The following is a 20,662-nucleotide window of genomic DNA, read 5'->3' on the forward strand; positions in this document are numbered from 1 at the left end:
TGTAGTATGTAGGATTGGTAGAGCGAAGCGAAGCCCAACAAGGGTCTGTCCGCGGACGAGGGATGATGGGTTTCGCAAGTGCACGCCTCATCCTGAAGGGTCGGCGAAGCATGCGGTTCGCCGTCCCCATGGACGATCGATCGGGCCAGTGAGCAGATCGACACCGATTTCCCGAAGCGCGGAGCACGCCGCATCGATATCAGTGACCGCTGATGGTCAACAGCACGCGTGGCCCTGTGGACGACGGCCTAACCGGCAACGGCGCGACGAGCGGAGGTGCGCGGGATGCGGCGCGTTCGTGCGTCAACGTCAGAACCGACGCTCCATGCAAACAGACCCGGTGCCCTGCATCAGGTTCGGGTAAGGCCTATCAAGTTATCAAGTCGGAACTTGGGGAGATGATTGGTAGCGGGAGAGGGACTCGAACCCCCGACCCCAGGATTATGATTCCCGTGCTCTAACCAGCTGAGCTACCCCGCCACAGGGATCGCGGAGGCCGAAAACGGCCGATCTCGCGAACGCGCGGCATATAATGAGGGGGGCGGTGGGAAGTCAAGCCAAGGTCGCTTGAGATGTGACTTGGCTGATTTGGCAGCGGAATCCGACCTTTGGCCACCGGACTCGTGGAGAGTCCCCCTCACCCGGAATCCGCGCCTTGCGCGGATTCCGGCCTCTCCCCGCGGGCGGGGAGAGGCGAAGGAAGAAATCCCCTATTTCGGCCGGACCGTCTGGTCGCCGCCGGGGCTGCCGGGGGGCGGGACGACGGGCATGCTGCCGTCGGTGCTCGGCGCCGGAGCGTGCATTTCGGGGTCCACGCCGGCGGGTGGGCAGAGCACGCCGTCGGATTTTGCGAGCTTGTCGCCGAGCGGTTCCCGGGACTGGCCGGTGGTGGTGCCGTCCGGCGCGGTGGCGCGGTTCGGGCGGTCCTGCGGGGCGCAGTCGGCGACGTGTTGCGGGGATGGCGGCGCGGTCATTTGCGGCGGCGTCGCCGGGGCGGGCGGGGCCTGCGCGATCGCAGGCCCAAAGGCTGCGATCACGAGGCTTGCCAGGATGATGTTTGCTGTCGTGCGCATGGGAGGGAAACGCGCGGAGCCCGCGCGCTGTTCCCACCCAAAAGCGCGATGTGATCGCGCTTTCGTCTTCGTTTTGAGCATGATCTGATCGGAAAACCGCTTCACACTTTTCCGGATCATGCTCGACATTACGATTTGTGGTAGCGGATCAGCGAGAAGTGCCCCATCGGCGGCATGGGGCGGCGCTCTGCCAGGGTGACGCCGCCGTGCTTGGCGGCCCAGTCGACGAGGCGCTGCCACGGGAATTCCGGGCGCCACCCGAGGCGACGGGCGAGCGGCGCGAAGGCAAGCTCGGAGAGCTTGCGCAGGCCCTTTTCCGCGCCGATGTGGTTGACCAGGATCAGCTCGCCGCCGGGCTTGAGCACGCGCACGAATTCGTCGAGCGTGCCTTCGGGATCGGGCACGGCGGTGATGACATATTGCGCCACCACGGCGTCGAAGGAGGCGTCGGGAAACGCAAGGTTCTTCGCGTCCATCACCGAGAGCACTTCGACATTGGAGAGGCGCATGCTCCGCACGCGTTGTTGCGCCTTGCGCAGCATCGGCTCGGAGATGTCGACGCCGCAGATCCTCGTGGTGCGCGAATAATCCGACAGCGAAAGACCGGTGCCGACGCCGACGTCGAGGATGCGGCCGCCGATGCGGTCGGCCTCCGCGATGGTCGACTGCCTTCCGGCATCGAACACCTTGCCGAATACGAGATCATAGACCGGCGCCCAGCGGCCATAGGCCTTCTCGACCCCGGCCCGCGAGATGTCTGCTGCCATGCCCCCTGCCCCGGAATTTTTTTAGCCGCGGACCGCCTCGACGAGCGGCCTCGCCGTGCTCGTAGCGACCTTTGCGGCAGCGCTCTGGATGAAGCCGCCGCCGAGCACGCGCGCCTGCCCGCTGGCTGCGTCGTAGAACACGCAGGCTTGTCCCGGCGAGACGCCCTCTTCGCCGGCGACGAGCTCGACCTCGTAATGGCCGTTTGCACCGCGCAGCCACGCCGGCTGCGGCGCGCGAGTGGATCGCACGCGGACGAACAGCTCGAGGCCGGCTCCGATGGCGCTGTCGATATCGCCGCCGCCGATCCAGTTGACGTCGCGCAAGGTGATGCGATGCATCTTCAGAGCCTCACGCGGGCCGACGACGACGCGGCGATTGGCGGCATCGAGCCGCACCACGTAAAACGGCGCGGCGGCCGCGATCCCGAGGCCGCGGCGCTGGCCGATGGTGAAATTGGCGATGCCGTGATGCTGGCCGAGCACGCGGCCGTCGAGATCGACGATGTCACCAGGGTCCATCGCGTTCGGACGCAGGCGCGTGATGATGTCGGTGTAGCGGCCCGTCGGCACGAAGCAGATGTCCTGGCTGTCGTGCTTGTCGGCGACGGACAGACCAAAGCGGCGCGCGAGCTCGCGCGTCTCGGGCTTGGTCATGTCGCCGAGCGGGAAGCGCAGGAAGTCGAGCTGCTCCTGCGTGGTCGCGAACAGGAAATAGCTCTGGTCGCGATCGGCATCAGCAGCGCAGACCAGCGCGCGCGAGCCGTCCTCGCGGCGGCGCGAGGCGACGTAATGGCCGGTGGCGAGCGCCTGGGCGCCGAGCTCGCGCGCTGTCTTGAGGAGGTCGCGGAATTTGACTGATCGGTTGCACTCGATGCACGGCACCGGCGTCTCGCCGAGCGCGTAAGAGTCGGCAAAGTTGTCGATGACGGACTCGCGAAAGCGGTCCTCGTAGTCGAGCACGTAATGGGGAATGCCGAGCTTGGCCGCGACGTCGCGCGCGTCGTGGATGTCCTGGCCGGCGCAGCAGGCGCCCTTGCGGTGGGTGGCCGCACCATGATCGTAGAGCTGGAGCGTGATGCCGACGACGTCGTAACCCTCGGCCTTGAGCAGCGCAGCCGTCGTCGAGGAGTCGACGCCGCCCGACATGGCAACGACGACCCTGGTATCCTCAGGACGGCCTTCGAGATCCAGACTGTTGAGCATGGGCTTAAGCTGACGTGACGGCGGCGTTTCCCGCGATTCCTGTTGCGCTTCCCGATCGCTTGGACCGGGACGGCAGCGGTCCCCGGGAACCCCTTGGTTCCCTCGGGGGCACTGGCTGGCCCGGTCGAAAGCGGCTGAGAGCACCCTTTAATATAGGCGGCCTTCCGGTGAAGCAATCATGCCGGCCCCGCGCTTTCAGGCAATTCTTGCCGGGGCGGCAGAAATGACGGGGCCAGAGGCGGGGTGGTGGCGGCCGGGATAATTGAGTAAATAATTGATTCTACTATATAATTTTTCAGCGCGAGGGATTGGCCCGCTCCTTGCTGATCTCCTGACCCGAAGATGTTTTCAAGGGGTCGCCTGTGGTCGGTAGTACATCAGACGTAGCGGCAAGTGCGCAGGTCTCCAGCGTGCAGCAGAAGCCTGCCCGGCCGCAGACCAAGGACCAGGCGCCGAGTTCCTCCTTCGGCGACCTGGTCGACAGCAACACCCAGGCCATCAGCAACAGCGCCCAATCCTCCAGCCAGGACAACGCGCCGCGGCACAGCGACGCGTCGTCCACGTCGTCGTCGTCCTCCTCGTCGGACCGGAGCAACAGCTCCTCGACCGACCAATCCTCGCAGAGCAAGGCGAGCGACGACACGAATTCCCAGGCAACGACGGCCGCCAGCGACACGTCGGCCGCTCCGGCCAAGGCCGATGGCAAGGCCAAGGACAAGGCCGACGCTTCCACCGCCAAGTCGGGCGATAAGTCGGGCGACACCAAGGACGGCACCAAGGACACCAAGACCGACAGCACCGACGGCCTCGCCGCCGCGGTGGACGCCTCGGCCGCCGCGCAGACCGCGACGCCGGCCGCAACGCCCGATCCGACCGCCGTTCCGGTTGCCGCGCCCGCGGTGCCGGTCGACCCGAATGCCGCGGCGAACCAGGCCGCCAACGCTGTTTCTTCGCCGCTGACGATTGCAGCTGCCGGCATCGCCGCCAGCGCCTCGACCACGGCGCAGATCGCCGGCACCAAGACGGACGCGTCCGGCAAGATCGCCAAGACCGGCGATGGCAAGACCACCGATGCGAAGGCCGCACTCACCGAGGTGGCGGTTGCGAACACCGACGGCACCGCAACCGATGTCACGGCGAAGGCCGCGCAGGTCACCGCGGTCGACCAGGGCACGCCGAAGACCTCGTTCAAGGCGGTCGCGACTGCGCAAGGCCAGACCGACGTCTCCAATATCGGCCAGGACGCCGGCAACACCGCACAGGCCGCGACCACGGCCCAAAATCCCGCAACCGCGACGATCGCGGCGACCAACGCCGCCGCGCATCCGCAAGGCTCAAAGCCGCAGACTGACGCGGCCGCGACCGACGCGAAGGCCGATGCGGCCAATCGCACCGCTGACGCCGTGCCGGCCGCGCCCACCACACATGCGCATGCCGATACGCAAGCGGTTGCCGCTGCGACCACCGACGTCAGCACGCAGGCAGCGAACGCCGTGCAGACGCCGCTGACCACGACGACATCGATGGCCACCGCTTCCACCGCGACACTCACCGCGACCGCGGCCAATCCGAACGCCGTGCCGATCGCCGGCATCCCGGTCGAGATCGCCGCTGCCGCGCGCGCCGGAAAGACTCGCTTCGACATCAGCCTCGATCCTGTCGATCTCGGCCGTATCGACGTCCGCATCAATGTCGACCGCAACGGCCAGGTCACTTCGCATCTCACCGTCGAGAAGCCGGAGACGCTGCAGATGCTGCGGCAGGACGCGCCGCAATTGCAGCGGGCGCTCGACGATGCCGGCCTCAAGACCGGCAGCAACGGGCTCTCCTTCAGCCTGCGCGACCAGAACTCGTCGGGCCAGAACGCCGGCCAGAACAACGACAATGGCAGCAATTCGCGCCGGCTGATCATCAGCGAAGACGATCAGGCCGCGAGCGCCCCCGTCGGCCGCAGCTATGGCCGCATGCTCGGATCGAGCAGCGGCGTCGATATCAGAGTGTGAGGAGTATCAGGCAATGACCACCACGAATGCCGCCACCGCACCGTCAGTCGTCTCCGGTACGACGCCGACCTCGTCATCATCCTCGTCGAACTCGAGCCTGAGCTCGTCCACGGGCGCAACGCTCGCCGGCAATTTCCAGACCTTCCTGACGCTGCTGACCACGCAGCTGCAGAACCAGAATCCGCTCGATCCGCTCGACACCAACCAGTTCACCCAGCAGCTGGTGCAGTTCGCCGGCGTCGAGCAACAACTGAAGACCAACGACTCGCTGTCGCAGCTCGTCACCTTGCAACAGACCACGCAGGCGACGCAGGCGCTGGATTTCGTCGGCAAGACCGCGGTGGTCGACGGCACCACCGCGACGATGTCGCAGTCCTCGGTGACCTGGCACCTCAACGTGCCCTCCAGCGCCACGGTCAATATCTCCATCGCCAATTCCACCGGCCAGACCGTCTTCACCGGCCAATATACCGCCGGCCAAGGCAGCGACATTCCCTTCACCTGGAACGGCCAGGGCAACGACGGCACACAATGGCCTGACGGCAAGTACACCATCACGGCGACCGGCAAGGACGCCTCGGGCAATTCTGTCGGCGTCGCCGCGCAGGTGCAGGGCACGGTGAGTTCCGTCGACCTGACCCAATCGCCACCGCTGCTCTCGATCGACGGCAACAGCTACACGCTGAGCCAGGTGAAGAGCGTGGTGGCGGCCAGCAGCAGCAGCGGCAGCTGAGGCAGAGGCTGAATAGTGCTTCTACAAACTTGGTGTCGTCCTGGCGAAAGCCAGGATCCATAGCCACCGAAGATCGTTTCAAGGCGAGGATGTAACCCCACGTCTTCGTCAAACTACTCCTTGGGCTCATGGGTCCTGACTCTCGTCAGGACGACAATTGAGGCCCTTGCGACGTCAACGCAGGCCCCGTTCGTTAGTAAAGTATTTACGAAGACCCCGCTCAGCCGGCTGAAAGCGCGTTCTCAGCCCGCCGGGCCGGCTTCGTTCCAGCCGGATTCAACGAGAATTGTATTGAAGCCTTAGGCTTAGCGGATTTTTAAGCCGGCACGCGTAGGGTTACGGCGTGAGTTCAGTGGTTGAGAGTTTGTGAGTACGCCATGACAGAACCCCATCGCCCGAGGGTAAAATACGTCATCGGGCCGGACGGCAGTCCGCTGACGATTGCAGATCTGCCCGCACCCGGCACCAAACGCTGGGTCATCCGACGCAAGGCCGAAGTCGTAGCCGCGGTTCGTGGCGGACTTCTCTCGCTCGAGGAGGCCTGCAGCCGTTATACCCTGACGGTCGACGAATTCCTCTCCTGGCAGTTTTCCATCGACCAGCACGGTCTGGCGGGTCTTCGCACCACCCGCATCCAGCAATATCGCCAGTAAGCGATCCGGAAATCTGCTGCTTTTGACGAAAATCGGCCTCGCCCCGCGAGGTCGATTTTTTTCATATTTGCGTTTGGCGCGACTTTTGTCCGAGCTCTTAACCTTCGTTAACCATATCGAAACCATCACCTAGGCAATAATTGCCCAGTCGGCCTTTCCAGTGAAAGCAGCCGAATCTGTCGGGGCGGTTGCTTGCAAGGTCTTGCGGACTTCTTAAAGGGTATTGGCGCCGCCCGGTTCGGGGCGATGATCGCGGTCACCGCCGCGCTCGTCGGCTTCTTTGCCTTCGTCATCATGCGCGTCACCACGCCGCAGATGACGACGCTGTTCACCGACCTCAGCGTCGAAGATTCTTCCAGCATTATCAAAGACCTGGAACGCCAGGGCATCCAGTTCGAGCTGCGCAATGAGGGTACCATCATCATGGTGCCGAAGGACAAGGTCACTCGCCTGCGCATGAAGCTCGCCGAGGGCGGCCTCCCCAAGGGCGGCGGCGTCGGCTACGAGGTCTTCGACAAGTCGGATGCGCTCGGCACCACCTCTTTCGTCCAGAACATCAATCATCTGCGCGCGCTCGAGGGCGAGCTCGCCCGCACCATCCGCGCCATCGACCGGATCCAGGCCGCCCGCGTCCATCTAGTACTACCCGAGCGCCCACTGTTCGCGCGCGAGGCGCCGGAGCCGTCGGCCTCGATCGTGGTGCGGGTCCGAGGCTCGCTCGAAGCCCAGCAGATCCGCGCCATCCGCCACCTCGTCGCCTCTGCCGTCAACGGCCTGAAGCCGCAGCGGGTCTCCATCGTGGATGAGGCCGGCCAGCTGCTCGCCGACGGTGCCCAGACCGATCCGGAGCAGGCTGCAGGCGACGACCGGCGCGTCGCCTTCGAAAAGCGGCTGCGCAAGCAGGTCGAGGACATCGTCTCCTCCGTGGTCGGCTCCGGCCGCGCCCGCGTCCAGCTCTCCGCGGATTTCGACTTCAACAAGATCACCCAGACCTCGGACAAGTTCGATCCCGAAGGCCGCGTGCTGCGCTCGACCCAGACCCGCGAAGAGCAGAGCATGACCGCCGACAACAACGGCCAGGTCACGGTCAACAACGAGCTCCCCGGCCAGCAGCAGAACAGCGGCGTGGCAGCGAAGGACCAAAGCAAGAAGAGCGAAGAAACCAACAATTACGAGATCTCCCGCACCACCAAGACCGAGGTGACCGAGGCCGGAAGAGTCAATCGCATCTCGGTCGCGGTGCTGGTCGATGGCATCTACACCAAGAACGACAAGGGCGAACTCGCCTACACGGACCGCACCAAGGAGCAGCTCGACCGCATCGCCACCCTGGTTCGCTCGGCGATCGGCTTCGATCAGAAGCGGGGCGACCAGGTCGAGGTCGTCAATCTGCGCTTTGCCGACGCCCCCTCCACCACCCCGATCGCCGAACCGTCTGGCTTCCTCGGCATGCTGCAGTTCACCAAGGACGACATCATGTACTTCGTCGAGCTCGGCGTGATGATGATGCTCGGCCTGGTCGTGATGTTCATGGTGATCCGTCCGCTGGTGAAGCGCATCCTCGCCTCCGACGAGGTCGCGGCCGCCATCAGCGGCGTCCTGGCGGGCCCCGCAGCTTCCGAAGAGGCTGCACCGGCCGGCGGCCAGGCGCTGATACCGAGCGGCACCGCGAGCGCGATCGACGTCGCCACCGTCCAGGGCCAGGTCCATGCCCAGTCCGTTCATCGCGTCGGCGAGCTCGCCGAGCGCAACCCCAACGAAACCGTCGCCATCATCCGTCAATGGCTGACCGAACCCGCGAAATGATCGAGTGAACTGACATGGCCGGCAATCTGCAAAACGCCAACTCGAACGACATCACCAGCGTGATCTCCACGCTTGGCCAGCGCGCGGGCAGCCGGGCGAGCAGCGGCAAGACCGAGGTCGTGGCAGGGCCGAAGCGCGCCGCGATCCTGATGCTGGCGCTCGGCGAGCAATATGGCGGCAAGATCTGGTCGCTGCTCGACGATGACGAGGTACGCCAGCTCTCGCTGGAAATGTCGACGCTCGGCACCGTCGAGGTCGACACGGTCGAGGACATGCTGCTCGAATTCGTCTCGCGCATGTCGGCCTCCGGCGCGCTGATGGGCAATTTCGACGCCACCGAGCGACTGCTGCAGCAATATCTTGCGCCCGAGCGCGTCAACGGCATCATGGACGAGATCCGCGGCCCTGCGGGGCGCAACATGTGGGAGAAGCTCTCCAACGTACAGGAAGAGGTTCTCGCCAACTACCTCAAGAACGAATACCCGCAAACCATCGCGGTGGTGCTGTCGAAGCTGAAGCCGGAGCATGCCGCGCGCGTGCTCGGCATCTTCCCCGAAGACCTCGCGCTCGACGTCGTCAACCGCATGCTGAAGATGGAAGCGGTGCAGAAGGAGGTGATCGAGAGCGTGGAGAAGACGCTGCGCACCGAGTTCATGTCGAACCTGTCGCAGACCCGCCGCCGCGACGCCCACGAGGTGATGGCGGAAATCTTCAACAATTTCGATCGCCAGACCGAAACCCGCTTCATCACCTCGCTCGAAGAGGACAACCGCGAATCCGCCGAGCGCATCAAGGCGCTGATGTTCACCTTCGACGACCTCGTGAAGCTCGATTCCGGTTCGGCCCAGACGTTGATGCGCAACGTTGACAAGGACAAGCTCGGCGTGGCGCTGAAGAGCGCCAACGAGGACGTCCGCAACTTCTTCTTCGGCAACATGTCCTCGCGCGCCGCCAAGATGCTGCAGGACGACATGGCGGCAATGGGACCGGTCCGCCTGCGCGACGTCGACGAGGCCCAGGCGCTGTTGGTCAACCTCGCCAAGGACCTCGCCGCCAAGGGCGAGATCATGCTGACCAAGAACCGCGCTGACGACGAGCTGGTATACTGATGGGCGCCCCGGCCAAATTCCTGTTCGATACCGACTTCGCCGCGCCCGACCGGACGCGCGAAAAGGCCGCAACCGCGGCAGAGATCGCGCAAAAGGTCGCGGAAGCCGAAGCGCGCGCCTATCAGGACGGTTTTGCGGCGGGCCAGCGCGAGGCCAAGGCGGAAAGCGACCGCCGCGTCGCCCTCGCCATGGAAGAGATCAACATTGCGGTCCGTGGCATTGCCGCAGGCATCGGCAACATCGAGAGCAAGATGGAGACCGAGGCGGTCGACGTCGCGGTCGCGGTGGCGCGAAAGCTGTGCGCCGACCTGGTTGCCGCCGAGCCGCTTGGCGAGATCATGGCGCTGGTGAAGGACTGCTTCTCGCACCTGGTCGCGACTCCGCATCTCGTGGTCCGCATCAACGACGCGCTCTACGACGTCGCTCGCGAGAAGATGGAGCGGCTCGCCAAGCAGAGCGGCTTCGAAGGCCGGCTGGTGATCCTGGCCGAGCCCGAAATTGCCACCGGCGACTGCCGGATCGAATGGGCCGATGGCGGCGTCGTGCTGGAACGCAGCGCAATCGCGGCCAAGATCGACGACATGGTCGGACGCTATATCGCGTCCCGCAAGGGGAACTAAGCCATGAGCGAGAACGACGGACAGGTCCCGCTGCCCGATCTCAACGGCCCGTTGCCGCCTGCCGGCGCCGACGTCGGCTACAACGAGGACGAATATGCCTCGCGCGTCGCCGCCGATCTCGAAGCCGTCTTCGACGTGCCGGTGCAGGTCTCGGCCGTGCTCGGCCGCTCCAAGATGGATGTCGGCGAGTTGCTCAAGCTCGGACCGGGCACCGTGCTCGAGCTCGACCGCCGCGTCGGCGAGGCGATCGACATCTACGTCAACAACAAGCTGGTCGCCCGCGGCGAAGTCGTCCTCGTCGAGGACAAGCTCGGCGTGACCATGACCGAAATCATCAAGACCGAACGCAGCTAGTAGCGCAAGAATAGACGCGCGGCAGCGCGACCAGACGGACAGGAGACTGACATGCGGCTTCTCATCGTTGGCACATTGAAGGGCCAGCTCACCACCGCCACCAAGATCGCGATGGAGAATGGCGCCACCGTGACCCATGCCGAGGATCACGAGCAGGCGATGCGCGTGCTGCGCGGCGGCAAGGGCGCAGACCTCCTGCTGGTCGATGTCGCCCTCGACATTCGCGACCTCGTGATGCGGCTCGAGGCCGAGCATATCCACGCTCCGATCGTCGCCTGCGGCATCACCAACGATGCCCGCGCCGCGGTCGCCGCGATCCACGCCGGCGCCAAGGAATACATCCCTCTGCCGCCGGATCCGGAGCTGATCGCAGCGGTGCTGGCCGCCGTCGCCAACGATTCCCGCGAACTGGTCTATCGCGACGACGCGATGGCGCGGGTGATCAAGCTCGCCCAACAGATCGCAGGCTCCGATGCCTCGGTGATGATCACCGGCGAATCCGGCACCGGCAAGGAAGTGCTGGCGCGCTACGTCCACACCCGCTCGGCCCGCGCCAAGCGTCCGTTCATCTCGATCAACTGCGCCGCGATCCCCGAGCATCTCCTGGAGTCCGAGCTGTTCGGCCACGAGAAGGGCGCCTTCACCGGGGCGATCGCCCGCCGCATCGGCAAGTTCGAGGAAGCGACCGGCGGCACGCTGCTGCTGGACGAAATCTCCGAGATGGACGTCCGCCTGCAATCGAAACTGCTGCGCGCCATCCAGGAACGCGTGATTGACCGCGTCGGCGGCACCAAGCCGGTGCCGGTGGACATCCGCATCATCGCGACCTCGAACCGCAACCTCGCCGACGCGGTGCGCGAAGGCACGTTCCGCGAGGACCTGCTGTTCCGCCTCAACGTCGTGAACCTGAAGATCCCGCCGCTGCGCGAGCGTCCCGCCGACATCATGGAGCTCGCCCAGCATTTCGTGAAGAAATACGCCGAGGCCAACGGCGTGCCGATGCGCCCCATCTCGGCCGAAGCCAAGCGCGTGCTCTCCACCAACCGCTGGCAGGGCAACGTTCGCGAGCTGGAAAACACCATGCACCGTGCGGTGCTGATGGCGCAGGGCGACGAGATCGGCCCCGATGCGATCCTCACCCCGGATGGCGACCGCCTCGACCTCGCCAAGACGCCGCCCGCCGTGGCGCATGCCACCATGGCCGCCGAGCAGGTGACGCGCGCGCTGGTGGGCCGCACCGTCGCCGACGTCGAGCGCGATTTGATCCTGGAGACGCTCAAGCACTGCCTCGGCAATCGGACCCATGCCGCCAACATCCTCGGCATCTCGATCCGCACGCTGCGCAACAAGCTCAACGAATATGCCGACGGCGGCATCCCGGTCACGCCGGCCGGCACGCCGGGTGAGTATCCGCGGATGCCGATGATCGGGGCGTAGGGCCCCTTAGAACATAAAGCTGACGAACGAATGCCCGGGTCAGTCCCGGGCATTTTCTTTTGGAGGCTCACCCGCCCGCCACACCCTCGATGTCGTCCTGGCTTTCGCCAGGACGACGATGAGGGTCTCAACTCGCAGCACACGACATGGCCGCACCGCATCCGGCGACTAGGTCGTCGCCGCGCGAGGCCCTATAACGCTCGCGAGAACCACGCGAGGAAACACATGTCTGAAGCTCAAATCACCGATTGGCTGGCGTCGCAGCGGCAGGCGATGATCGATCTGTTGCGCGACGTCGTGAACATCGATTCCGGATCCTATGACAAGGAAGGCGTCGATGCGGTCGGTGCGCGGTTCGAGCGGCACTTTGCCGAGCACGGCATTCCGTTCCGGCGCGAGAGCCACGGCACGTTTGGCGATGCCATCCATGCCGAAGTGGCCAAGCCCGGAAGCAACGAGAAGCCGGTGCTGTTGATGGGGCATCGCGACACCGTGTTCGGCAAGGGCGAGGCCGGCAAGCGCCCGTTCACGATCAAGGACAAGCGCGCCTATGGGCCCGGCGTCGCCGACATGAAGGCCGGCGTTGTGATGAACATCTTCGTGGCCACCGCCTTCCACAAATTCGGCGGCAACCCGCATCCGATCAAGCTGCTGATCACCTCGGACGAGGAGATCGGCTCGCCCTCCTCGCGGCCGGTGATCGAACGTGAGGGGCGCTCAGCGCGCGCCGTGTTCAACTCCGAACCGGGCCGCCCGACCGGCAACGTCGTCACCAGCCGCAAGGGCGGCATCTTCATGCATATGGCCATCACCGGGAAGGCAGCGCATTCCGGCGCCAATTTCGCGGCGGGCATCAGCGCGATCGGCGAGCTCGCGCATAAGATCACGCAAATCCACGCGCTGACCGACCTCACCAAGGGCATCACGCTCAATGTCGGTCTCATCTCGGGCGGCCAGTCGGTCAACACGACGGCGCCTTATGCCGAGGGTCAGATCGACATGCGCTACGTCGACCCCAGGGATCGCGCCACTGTCATGGCCGAGATCGAACGGATCATCGCGACGCCTTACGTGCCCGGCACCACCGCGACGCTGACGATCAAGGGCGAGTTCGTGCCGGTGGTGCAGAGCGAAAGCTCGAAGGCACTGTTCGAAAATTACCAGGCTGCGGCGAGGCAGGCGGGGCTCACCACATTGCAAGGCGAGTTCTCCGGCGGCTGTGCCGATTCCGGCTTCACCGCCGCAGTGGGGACGCCGACGATTTGCGGCGTCGGACCAGTCGGCGGCCTCGCCCATTCGCCGGAGGAATATCTCGAGCTCGACAGCATCGTGCCACGCGCGCAGACGCTGGCACTGGCGATTCTGCGGGGGTGAAGGTGCCGTAGGGTGGATTAGTTAGCCGAAGGCGTAATCCACCAACTTCGTCCGGCGTTCGCCGAAGCATGGTGGGTTACGCTCAGCGTCTGCGCTTCGCGCAGTCGCGGGCTAACCCACCCTACGAGACCGTCACGAATAACTCGGCGCGTCGGGCTTGCGAAAAATGTGGATGGGATCGCCGGGCACGAACGGCTGGCCGCGAGACATCGCATAGGCGTAGAGCGCCAGATAGGCGATCGCCAGCGCGCCGACGGCGTAGAAGACCCAGACTGCAAGACGCTTGATCAAATCCTGACACCACATTGCGGAGAGACGGAGCGACCCCCGCTCAGGCGGGCCTTTTAGGCCGCGAGCGGGCAAATTGCCACCGGGCAAGACCTTCTGCCGCACCGCGGCGTCACGCACTCTTCACACGCAACGCGGGTAAAATCGATTGCCCCGCGCAACCTGTTGTTGATAGGATCGCTGAAACAACGGGAGGACGATTTCATGACTCTCTATGCGCAAAGCAGCGGGACTCACTCGACCAGCTCCGGCTCGTGGTCGGCCATTCCAGGCCTGACCGTCACCCTTCCCGGCGGCGTCGGCATCACCGCGATCGTCATCCTGAACGTCCCAAACCCCTACGCACAGGGCAATGATTTTCCCGGCGGGACTTTTGGCATCCAGGTGGGCAACACCGTGCAGGCCGTAACGGCGACCTTCACCTACAACGAGGCCCAGCCGCAATCCACCGGGCGCATCCCCACCACGCTCGTCGTCGGCGTGCCCCTGGTCCAAACCCCACAGCCGGTCACGGCTGTCTGGCAAAGCGTCCGCAACAGCAAGGTCATCATCGATACGCCGGCCACGCTGACCGTGCTGACGATCTAGTCATAGAGCTTGCTCACCTGGCGTGGACGTGCCGGCCCGGGGACGCTGACCTCGACGAGCCGGGCTGCGTCCTCCTCATGGTCGATCGCCACATATTGGCCGTGCCAGTAAGCGAGCGCGGCGTTGCGCGTCGAATTCCTGACATCCCTGACGCGGCCGATGACGATGCCGTGCGAATGGCGCTCGATGATGTCCTCGACCTCGCAATCGACGGATGACAATGCGCCGACCAGCAGCGGCACGCCCGATACCGCCGTGACCCACTGGCTGCCTGCAAAACGATCGGCCCCCTTCAGTCCACCCTTGCCGGCAAAGCGCTCGGCGATGTCGAGCTGGTCGGCCGCGAGGATGTTCACGCCGAAGGCGCCGTGGCGCCGGATCAGCGGGAAGGACGAGGCATCGCGGTTGATGCTGACCAGCAGCGTCGGCGGATCGACCGAGAGCGAGGTCACTGAAGTCACCGTCATGCCGGTGACGTCCTTGCCCCGCCCGGCGGTGATGACACTGACGCCGCCGGTGAGGTGACGCATGGCGCCGCGGAAATCGGCGGACGAGACGGGAATTTCGGTCATGAGATCGCGAGGCACTATGTTCATGGGCATGGTCCCCAAAGCGGGGTTTCCCTCTATTTAGGTACGATCGTCCGCCGACAAAAGATGGTTCAGGATCGAGCCTTCGAGACCGGCAAGCTCAAGAAACGCGAAAACAACCCCATGCACAGTAGGCGGGCGTCCGAATGCGACAGACTACGAATTATCCGAAATCGATTTGACCCGTCGGGCAAAACAGGAGTAGGGTGGCATGATGGCGGCATTCGGCTGGATGGCCCTGCCCGGCTAGACTAGTGCTGCCACCGAACCGGCAAGTTCAGCAAGCCCCGGAACGCCCAGCCGCCGATCCGCACCGGCTCGTCATCGGCGAGCTCGATTCCACGGGCGCGCGCGAACACGGTCGGCAGAGCGACGTCGGCGATCATGGCGCGCGAGGCGAAAGCGCCGGCGCAGAAATGCGGACCGGCGCCGAAGGCAACGCTCTTCGAGGTGTCGCGCCGCACGTCGAACGCGTCGGGGCGCTCGAAATGCTTCTCGTCGCGATTGGCCGAGCCGAACATCAGGAACACGCGCTCGTCCGTCTCGAAGGACACATCGCGAATGCTCCATGGCCTCGCGATGCGCCGCGGCGACATGCCGATCGGCGAGATCCAGCGGGCATATTCCTCGAACGCCTGCAGCCACGACACCTCGCCCTTGCGCACGAGGTCGAGCTGTTCGGGATGGGTGAGCAGAGCCCATACCGTGCCGGCAATCGCCTTGCGCGGCTCGTTCTGGCCGCCCGAGATTGCGAGCTTGACGTTGGCGCGCACGCTCTCCATCGGCATGCCGGAGGCGAGCAGCACGCCGAGAATGCTCTGATCAGGATGCTTGCGCATGACCGGCAGGATGTCGTCGATCGCAGCATCGATGCCCGACGTCGCAGCGTGGCAGCGCGCCTCGACTGCGGGATCGCCGCCGTAATTGGCGATGCCCTCGATCATGCCCTGCGACCAGGCATCCATGTCCGCAAAGCCGATATTGGTGAGGCCGGTGATCGACTTCAGGCATTCGCCGGAGAACGGCAGCGCGAAGTCGGCCATGAAATCGATCCGGCTTCCGGGTTCGAGACGATCAAGAATGCGATCGGCATGGGCCTGGAACAGCGCGGTCCAGTGCGCCTTCACCGTCTTCGGCGACACCGTCGGAAACATCGCCCGGCGCTCGATTTGATGCGCCTCGCCATCCTTGCGCATCATGTTGTGGCCCATCAGCCGGTTCATCAGGCCGGCGGGCTGGTGCGAGGAGAACACGTCGATCTGCTTCTCCGAGATCGAGATGTCGTCGCGGCTCGTCAGCAATGTCGAGCCGAGCTGCGGCACGAAGGCGATCGGCGCCTCCTTGCGCATTTTTGCCAGCATCGGATAAGGATCGGCCCAGAACGAAGTGGGGTCGATATCGACGCGCGGCGCGGTGCTCAAGGCGGGCTCCCCCCCTGAATTCTCGTGTGATTCAAGTCAGACTAGCGACTTCCGCCGCTGGCGTCTGTCCCTAGCGATAGGGACAGCGAGGCCCGTGTTACCTTAACGATCGATGAACCCTCAAAATGAAATAGCAGGAATAGGATGGCGCCTTCGGCAATCTTTGGTTGCTAATTCAATCTGACCGATTCTCAGATTGAATTTCGACGAGCGGACATGACCCCACGAGCCGCAATGACGCCGCGAAAAGCCGTCCTCGTCGGATCTGTCATCAGTTTTGGTACTGGCGTGCTCTTCGCAGGCGTCTTTGGGTACCCCTTATTTCATTGGTATCTCACGGGCGACATCGAGGTGATCTCGATGCGTACCGGACTTACTCTTGGCCACACGACGTATCGCGAATCCCCCGTGATTTTTGTCCTCCAGTTCGGGCAACAAGCTGCTTATTGCGCTCTGGGAGTTTTGCTTCTCGTGTGCGCCATCATCGTGCCGATCTATCATCGCAAGCGAATTTTCCGAACAGACTGAGAGTGATGATGTCATGAAGGGCGTTGACCAGTTGCGGCAATTCGAAGGATATTCGCAATGAGGGACGGTTACGGCTTGCGGCTCTTGTGGCTGCGCTCGCGCTGCTCCTGAGCGCGGCCATCGTTCCGCTCGTTGACAGCTGGCACCACATCTGCCGCCCTGGCACAGCCCTCTGCCTTCCCATCTACTGGTTCTACGCTGCGGCAGGCCTTGGCACCTTCTCGGCGTCCTTTTTAGCACTCAAGACGGGTGAAAGAGTTCGCCTTCGTTCGCTGCTTTCATTCGCGCTTCTGTGCGATTTGTTCTACGCTTGGATTGGTGGAATTGGCTTCTTGCTACACTTGAGCTTGCTGGCTCCCAATTTGCGTACGCTTGACGCAGCCGATCGAATTTGGGAGTGGGCGCAACTCCCGCTCATGGGTCTTATGACGGGCCTGTTCTGGGGAAATTTGGCGACACTTGGGTTTGGTTTTCTGATCGGACTACCAACAATACTCTGGCTCGCACTGCGTCCCGTGCATCTGCCATTCCTCGGTACGACAAGTTAATCGCTGAAGTCATGATCGGCGCACAAGCACAATGAATCCTAAGAAGATATTTTTGGCTGGCTGCTCTCTGGCCGCGCATTTATTCGTATCAGGCAGTTCGTCCGCGGTGCCCGAAGAAGCCATCCAAGCTGAACGGGTCGCTAGATTTGACAAGCCGTTTCTGGACCTGAGCTACGAGGGCTCAATCTTCATTGAGGACATGGGGGACGCGTGTCGCTACACGCTTCCTAACCTCAAGGTCATACGAAATAGTTGGCCGGCGCGCGTCACGCGTGATGTGAAGCTCGACGAGCTGAGCATCTCGGTATTCGGAGAAGAGCCTGCCAGCGTCACGCTGCTTGAGCTCTCATATCCTATCTCGGCATCCTTTCCGGTCGTTCACTCCGAGCAGCAGCTTGGTCCTTTCGAATTTACGATCGCCAAACAGATTTTGAGACGCGCCGATTACATTGCGCTTTCGACTGTGGGAACCCTAACGATCCGGAATCCTAACGCCTATGGAGCCGCCGCAGATAGTCGAACCAGAAGCGGGGCTTGGCCTATGACCGTTTCAGACAACCGCATCATAAGCCACCCCTTTGGCCCGGATCCTGATCTTGCTCGTATCAGTTATCTCAAGCCGTCTGATCCCAACGACATGTGCTCGTCTCGCAAGATTCGATAGCGGGATATCGTCGCCCGCATGAGCTATGCACTGCGCCAAGAACAGAGCCGGCACTTCCTTTGTGAAGCGTTGCGTTGATCCTGCTGAGGTTTTGGCTTGGGGTCAAACGGCACCATGTCAGAAGTGGAGACGGATATCCAGGTTTTGCATATCGTGTCGCGGCGAAGGGCCGGGCCGTCGATCCACACCGTTCCTCTCACCGACTTCGCGACTTACGGCGTCACGTGCATTGCCAGAAGCTGCAACGGCCCTGTCGACAACGGACTTACGGGTTTGCCGCCGCAGCGGCGGTCGCCACATATTTCGTGTAGAATTCGGCGACCCGGCCACGCCACATGCCGACGAACGCCTCTGACGTCACGTTGTCTACCGATTTCCAGCTGCGCTTGAACGCCGGAAGTGCATTGCCCCAGATCGCGCGTTTGCACCACCTCTCGCCCTTCTCCTTGCCTTCGCCGGTGGCGCACATCGATTTCCAGGCGGTCCGAGCAGGCCGGCTGATGTGCTCAGCGGCACCTTCCCAGCCCTGCTGATGGATCAGGTAAAGATCGCTCATGTCCGGCTTGCGGTGCGTGATCCATTCGAACTGGACGCCTTCGGTAATGATCTTGTAGGCGGCCGCAACGGCATTGTCCCGAGGGTTGAGAATCTGCCCGGAGCCGAACTTGCCGAACTCATATTTGCTCAGCTGAAACAGGCCGATATACGACCCGGTGCGTTGATTGGGGTTGAAACCGGATTCGATCTTGGCAACCGCCATCATGAAATTGACGTCGAGACCAAACGCATCGGAAACGCGCTTGATCTCTTCGGCCGGCGTTCCGAGCGGGATGTCCTTGAACGCACGCAAGACGGTCTCCGCCGGTTTCTCGGCGGGCGGTACTTCGGACCAGATGTAATAGGTCAGATAGCGGAAATCCGGCGTCGACGCCGCTTTGGGGGCACCGTCGGACGCTTCGCGAGCTGCCGGTAGCGACTGGACGATATCATCTCCCAACGACGCCAGCTTCGGCCCGGCCGGACGATCGGCGATGTCGGCCCCGGTGCTCGACGGCGCGGAACCTGCTGACGTCGCGGCGCCCAGCTCTGGTCGTTCTGCCCGAAGCGCGGCCGCGAGTCTGGCGGATGCCTCTGCGTATAACGCAGGCGTCACCATGTTCGCAGGAGTCATAATGTTGGCGGGAGCCGCCATGTTCGCGGGAGCCGCCATGTTCGCAGAAGCTGCAAAGTTCGCTGCCGCTTCCAGCATGACCTCAGGCGCCGTCGCGGCCGATCTGTTTCCGCCAGCCAGATAAAGTCCCACGGCGGCGATGACAGCCACGATGCAGCTGGTCTGCCAAACCTTCATTGCCCGAAGTCCACGGATGGCTTCCGTACGAAGGCTGTTGGCATGTTCCTGCGGCCCATGGTGAGTCCCCTTCGTAGAATCTTAAGGTTTAAATGTGGTGAACAGGGGCAGATTTTCTGCCTCGCGAATCATGGAACGTGTCCCACTTTGGGTCAAAGGCCAGCCGCCCGGCGTGCCGCCTCGGTTCAGCGCGCTGCCGTCGGCGTCGAACAGCGCATCGCTGATAGGATCGGATTCGTGGAACTGCCGGCATGCGCCGCGCCGAGATTCCGCTGCTGCTGGTCGGATGTTGCCGGCCGTGGCCGGCCATGACGCTGAACATACGCGTCGGTTCCTGTAACAAGTCAGCCGGTTCGATCGAAGAGAATGCATGACATGAACAAGGAGGCGCTCCATGTTCGTCGGCTTTGAATCCCGTCTGGTAAACCTTGAAGCGACGCCAATCTTTGCAAGGATCGCGGGAGATGGCCCGCCGCTACTCCTGCTGCACGGTTTCCCTGAAACCCATCTGATGTGGCGGGACATTGCGCCAATCCTGGCACAAAAATTTACGGTGGTCTGCGCTGATCTCCGCGGCTATGGGCAGAGCGGCACTCCGGCATCGGCTCCCGATCACGCCCCTTACGCAAAGCGTGCGATGGCTAACGACATGATCAAGCTCATGAAGCGGATTGGGCATGACCGCTTCATGGTTGCCGGGCACGACCGCGGAGGACGCGTTGCCTATCGAATGGCGCTTGATTGTCCGTCAATCGTCCAAAAACTTGCGGTGCTCGACATCATACCGACGGCGGATGCGTGGAGTCGGGCCGACGCTCGCTTTGCGCTAAGCTTCTGGCCGTGGAGCTTGCTTGCTCAACCGGCTCCTCTCCCAGAGGACACCATCGGCGTCGCGGCAGATGCCGTTATTCAAGGCGCGCTATCGGGCTGGGGCTCGCCGTCTTCGATCTTCCCACAAGCGGTTCGCGCAAGCTACGCGGCAATGCTCAGAGATCGCGAACATCTCCATGCCATTTGCGAAGAATACCGTGCAGCAGCAACGCTCGACCGTGATCACGATGTCGCCGATCGCGCTGCCGGAAACAAAATTGTCTGCCCAACCCTGGCGCTTTGGAGCGGCGGCGGCGGACTGGCGAGGTGGTATGGTGGAGAAGGCGGTCCATTGGCGATCTGGCGCGGATGGTGCGAAAATGTGGAAGGACATGCCGTGGCTGGTGGTCACTTCTTCCCTGAAGAGTTTCCGTCGGAAACTGCCAAGGAATTAGCCGGCTTCTTCGAGGCCTAGGATCATGGGCTCTATCTTGCGATAGGCATCTTCCACAACAACGAACGACGCTTTGGGTTGATCTGAAAGAGATAGGCAAACCAATTCAAACCGAACCGGCAGCCTAACTCCCGGTTCGCGCTCCGGTCCTCAATGGAGAGCCTGCCCGATGTCAATTTCCAGCCCGTCACCGCATCTTATGGATGTTTTTTGCGTCGATTCCATTCATAATCATCGAATGAGAACTCGCAATAGCCGATGGCTCATCGCGACTGGACCGAGCGGCATCCG

At 63.3% G+C, this 20,662-nt stretch carries 20 protein-coding genes, 1 tRNA gene and 1 pseudogene; 13 read left to right on the top strand and 9 right to left on the bottom strand.

Annotated features, from left to right (window positions below):
• Positions 1-87: 87 nt before the first annotated feature.
• From L6639_RS16685 to mnmA, 5 genes and pseudogenes are all read right to left on the bottom strand, one after another.
• A pseudogene (locus L6639_RS16685) lies at positions 88-286 on the bottom strand (VOC family protein); the annotation flags it as partial.
• Positions 287-403: 117 nt separating this feature from the next.
• A tRNA-Met gene (locus L6639_RS16690) sits at positions 404-480 on the bottom strand.
• 230 nt (positions 481-710) lie between these two features.
• Complete coding sequence (locus L6639_RS16695; protein WP_237863339.1) at positions 711-1,073, bottom strand: hypothetical protein; 363 nt, start codon at positions 1,071-1,073, stop codon at positions 711-713.
• A gap of 128 nt (positions 1,074-1,201) precedes the next feature.
• The gene (locus L6639_RS16700) at positions 1,202-1,840 is read right to left on the bottom strand and encodes a class I SAM-dependent methyltransferase (protein WP_237862822.1); all 639 of its coding nucleotides are present in this window, start codon (positions 1,838-1,840) and stop codon (positions 1,202-1,204) included.
• A gap of 21 nt (positions 1,841-1,861) precedes the next feature.
• Positions 1,862-3,043, bottom strand: coding sequence for a tRNA 2-thiouridine(34) synthase MnmA (gene mnmA / locus L6639_RS16705; RefSeq protein WP_237862824.1), 1,182 nt, complete (start codon positions 3,041-3,043; stop codon positions 1,862-1,864).
• Positions 3,044-3,405: 362 nt separating this feature from the next.
• On the opposite strand from mnmA, the gene L6639_RS16710 reads away from it, so the two are divergent.
• The 9 genes from L6639_RS16710 (at position 3,406) to L6639_RS16750 (ending at position 13,132) form a co-directional block, all read left to right on the top strand.
• The gene (locus L6639_RS16710) at positions 3,406-5,046 is read left to right on the top strand and encodes a flagellar hook-length control protein FliK (protein WP_237862825.1); all 1,641 of its coding nucleotides are present in this window, start codon (positions 3,406-3,408) and stop codon (positions 5,044-5,046) included.
• A gap of 13 nt (positions 5,047-5,059) precedes the next feature.
• A complete protein-coding gene (locus tag L6639_RS16715; RefSeq protein WP_237862826.1) occupies positions 5,060-5,779 on the top strand; it encodes a flagellar hook assembly protein FlgD in 720 nt (239 codons plus the stop codon).
• Positions 5,780-6,156: 377 nt separating this feature from the next.
• A complete protein-coding gene (gene sciP, locus L6639_RS16720) occupies positions 6,157-6,432 on the top strand; it encodes a CtrA inhibitor SciP (protein ID WP_002714638.1) in 276 nt (91 codons plus the stop codon).
• 192 nt (positions 6,433-6,624) lie between these two features.
• Complete coding sequence (gene fliF / locus L6639_RS16725) at positions 6,625-8,238, top strand: flagellar basal-body MS-ring/collar protein FliF (RefSeq protein WP_237862828.1); 1,614 nt, start codon at positions 6,625-6,627, stop codon at positions 8,236-8,238.
• Between the two features lie 14 nt (positions 8,239-8,252).
• Complete coding sequence (gene fliG / locus L6639_RS16730; RefSeq protein ID WP_237862829.1) at positions 8,253-9,347, top strand: flagellar motor switch protein FliG; 1,095 nt, start codon at positions 8,253-8,255, stop codon at positions 9,345-9,347.
• A complete protein-coding gene (locus L6639_RS16735) occupies positions 9,347-9,967 on the top strand; it encodes a FliH/SctL family protein (protein ID WP_237862831.1) in 621 nt (206 codons plus the stop codon). The genes fliG and L6639_RS16735 overlap by 1 nt, the downstream gene beginning before the upstream one ends.
• 3 nt (positions 9,968-9,970) lie before the next feature.
• Positions 9,971-10,321 (top strand): flagellar motor switch protein FliN, encoded by a 351-nt coding sequence (fliN, locus tag L6639_RS16740; protein ID WP_237862833.1) that lies wholly within the window; start codon positions 9,971-9,973, stop codon positions 10,319-10,321.
• Positions 10,322-10,372: 51 nt separating this feature from the next.
• The gene (flbD, locus tag L6639_RS16745) at positions 10,373-11,758 is read left to right on the top strand and encodes a sigma-54-dependent transcriptional regulator FlbD (RefSeq protein WP_237862834.1); all 1,386 of its coding nucleotides are present in this window, start codon (positions 10,373-10,375) and stop codon (positions 11,756-11,758) included.
• 225 nt (positions 11,759-11,983) lie between these two features.
• On the top strand, positions 11,984-13,132 hold the full coding sequence (locus L6639_RS16750) for a M20 family metallopeptidase (RefSeq protein WP_237862835.1): 1,149 nt from the start codon (positions 11,984-11,986) through the stop codon (positions 13,130-13,132).
• Between the two features lie 132 nt (positions 13,133-13,264).
• On the opposite strand, the gene L6639_RS16755 is transcribed toward L6639_RS16750, so the two are convergent.
• A complete protein-coding gene (locus tag L6639_RS16755) occupies positions 13,265-13,423 on the bottom strand; it encodes a hypothetical protein (RefSeq protein ID WP_237863369.1) in 159 nt (52 codons plus the stop codon).
• Between the two features lie 201 nt (positions 13,424-13,624).
• Between L6639_RS16755 and L6639_RS16760 the strand changes: the two genes are divergently transcribed.
• A complete protein-coding gene (locus tag L6639_RS16760) occupies positions 13,625-14,008 on the top strand; it encodes a hypothetical protein (RefSeq protein WP_128949975.1) in 384 nt (127 codons plus the stop codon).
• Here the strand turns inward: L6639_RS16760 and L6639_RS16765 are convergent.
• Positions 14,005-14,604: a flavin reductase family protein gene (locus L6639_RS16765; RefSeq protein WP_237862836.1), complete on the bottom strand. Its 600-nt coding sequence runs from the start codon at positions 14,602-14,604 to the stop codon at positions 14,005-14,007. The two genes, L6639_RS16760 and L6639_RS16765, sit on opposite strands and share 4 nt — an antisense overlap.
• Before the next feature lie 245 nt (positions 14,605-14,849).
• Positions 14,850-16,019 (bottom strand): cytochrome P450, encoded by a 1,170-nt coding sequence (locus tag L6639_RS16770; RefSeq protein WP_237862837.1) that lies wholly within the window; start codon positions 16,017-16,019, stop codon positions 14,850-14,852.
• A gap of 216 nt (positions 16,020-16,235) precedes the next feature.
• Between L6639_RS16770 and L6639_RS16775 the strand changes: the two genes are divergently transcribed.
• Positions 16,236-16,547, top strand: coding sequence for a hypothetical protein (locus tag L6639_RS16775; RefSeq protein WP_237862838.1), 312 nt, complete (start codon positions 16,236-16,238; stop codon positions 16,545-16,547).
• A 579-nt stretch (positions 16,548-17,126) separates the two neighbouring features.
• Positions 17,127-17,759 (top strand): hypothetical protein, encoded by a 633-nt coding sequence (locus L6639_RS16780; RefSeq protein WP_237862839.1) that lies wholly within the window; start codon positions 17,127-17,129, stop codon positions 17,757-17,759.
• Between the two features lie 265 nt (positions 17,760-18,024).
• On the opposite strand, the gene L6639_RS16785 is transcribed toward L6639_RS16780, so the two are convergent.
• Positions 18,025-19,107 (bottom strand): transglycosylase SLT domain-containing protein, encoded by a 1,083-nt coding sequence (locus tag L6639_RS16785; protein ID WP_237862840.1) that lies wholly within the window; start codon positions 19,105-19,107, stop codon positions 18,025-18,027.
• A gap of 394 nt (positions 19,108-19,501) precedes the next feature.
• Here L6639_RS16785 and L6639_RS16790 point away from each other — a divergent pair, with 394 nt between their 5' ends.
• Complete coding sequence (locus tag L6639_RS16790; RefSeq protein ID WP_237862841.1) at positions 19,502-20,392, top strand: alpha/beta fold hydrolase; 891 nt, start codon at positions 19,502-19,504, stop codon at positions 20,390-20,392.
• The last annotated feature ends 270 nt before the right edge of the window (positions 20,393-20,662 follow it).

Origin of the sequence: Bradyrhizobium zhengyangense, from assembly GCF_022012555.1 — a bacterium.
GTDB classification, from domain to species: Bacteria; Pseudomonadota; Alphaproteobacteria; order Rhizobiales; family Xanthobacteraceae; genus Bradyrhizobium; species Bradyrhizobium zhengyangense.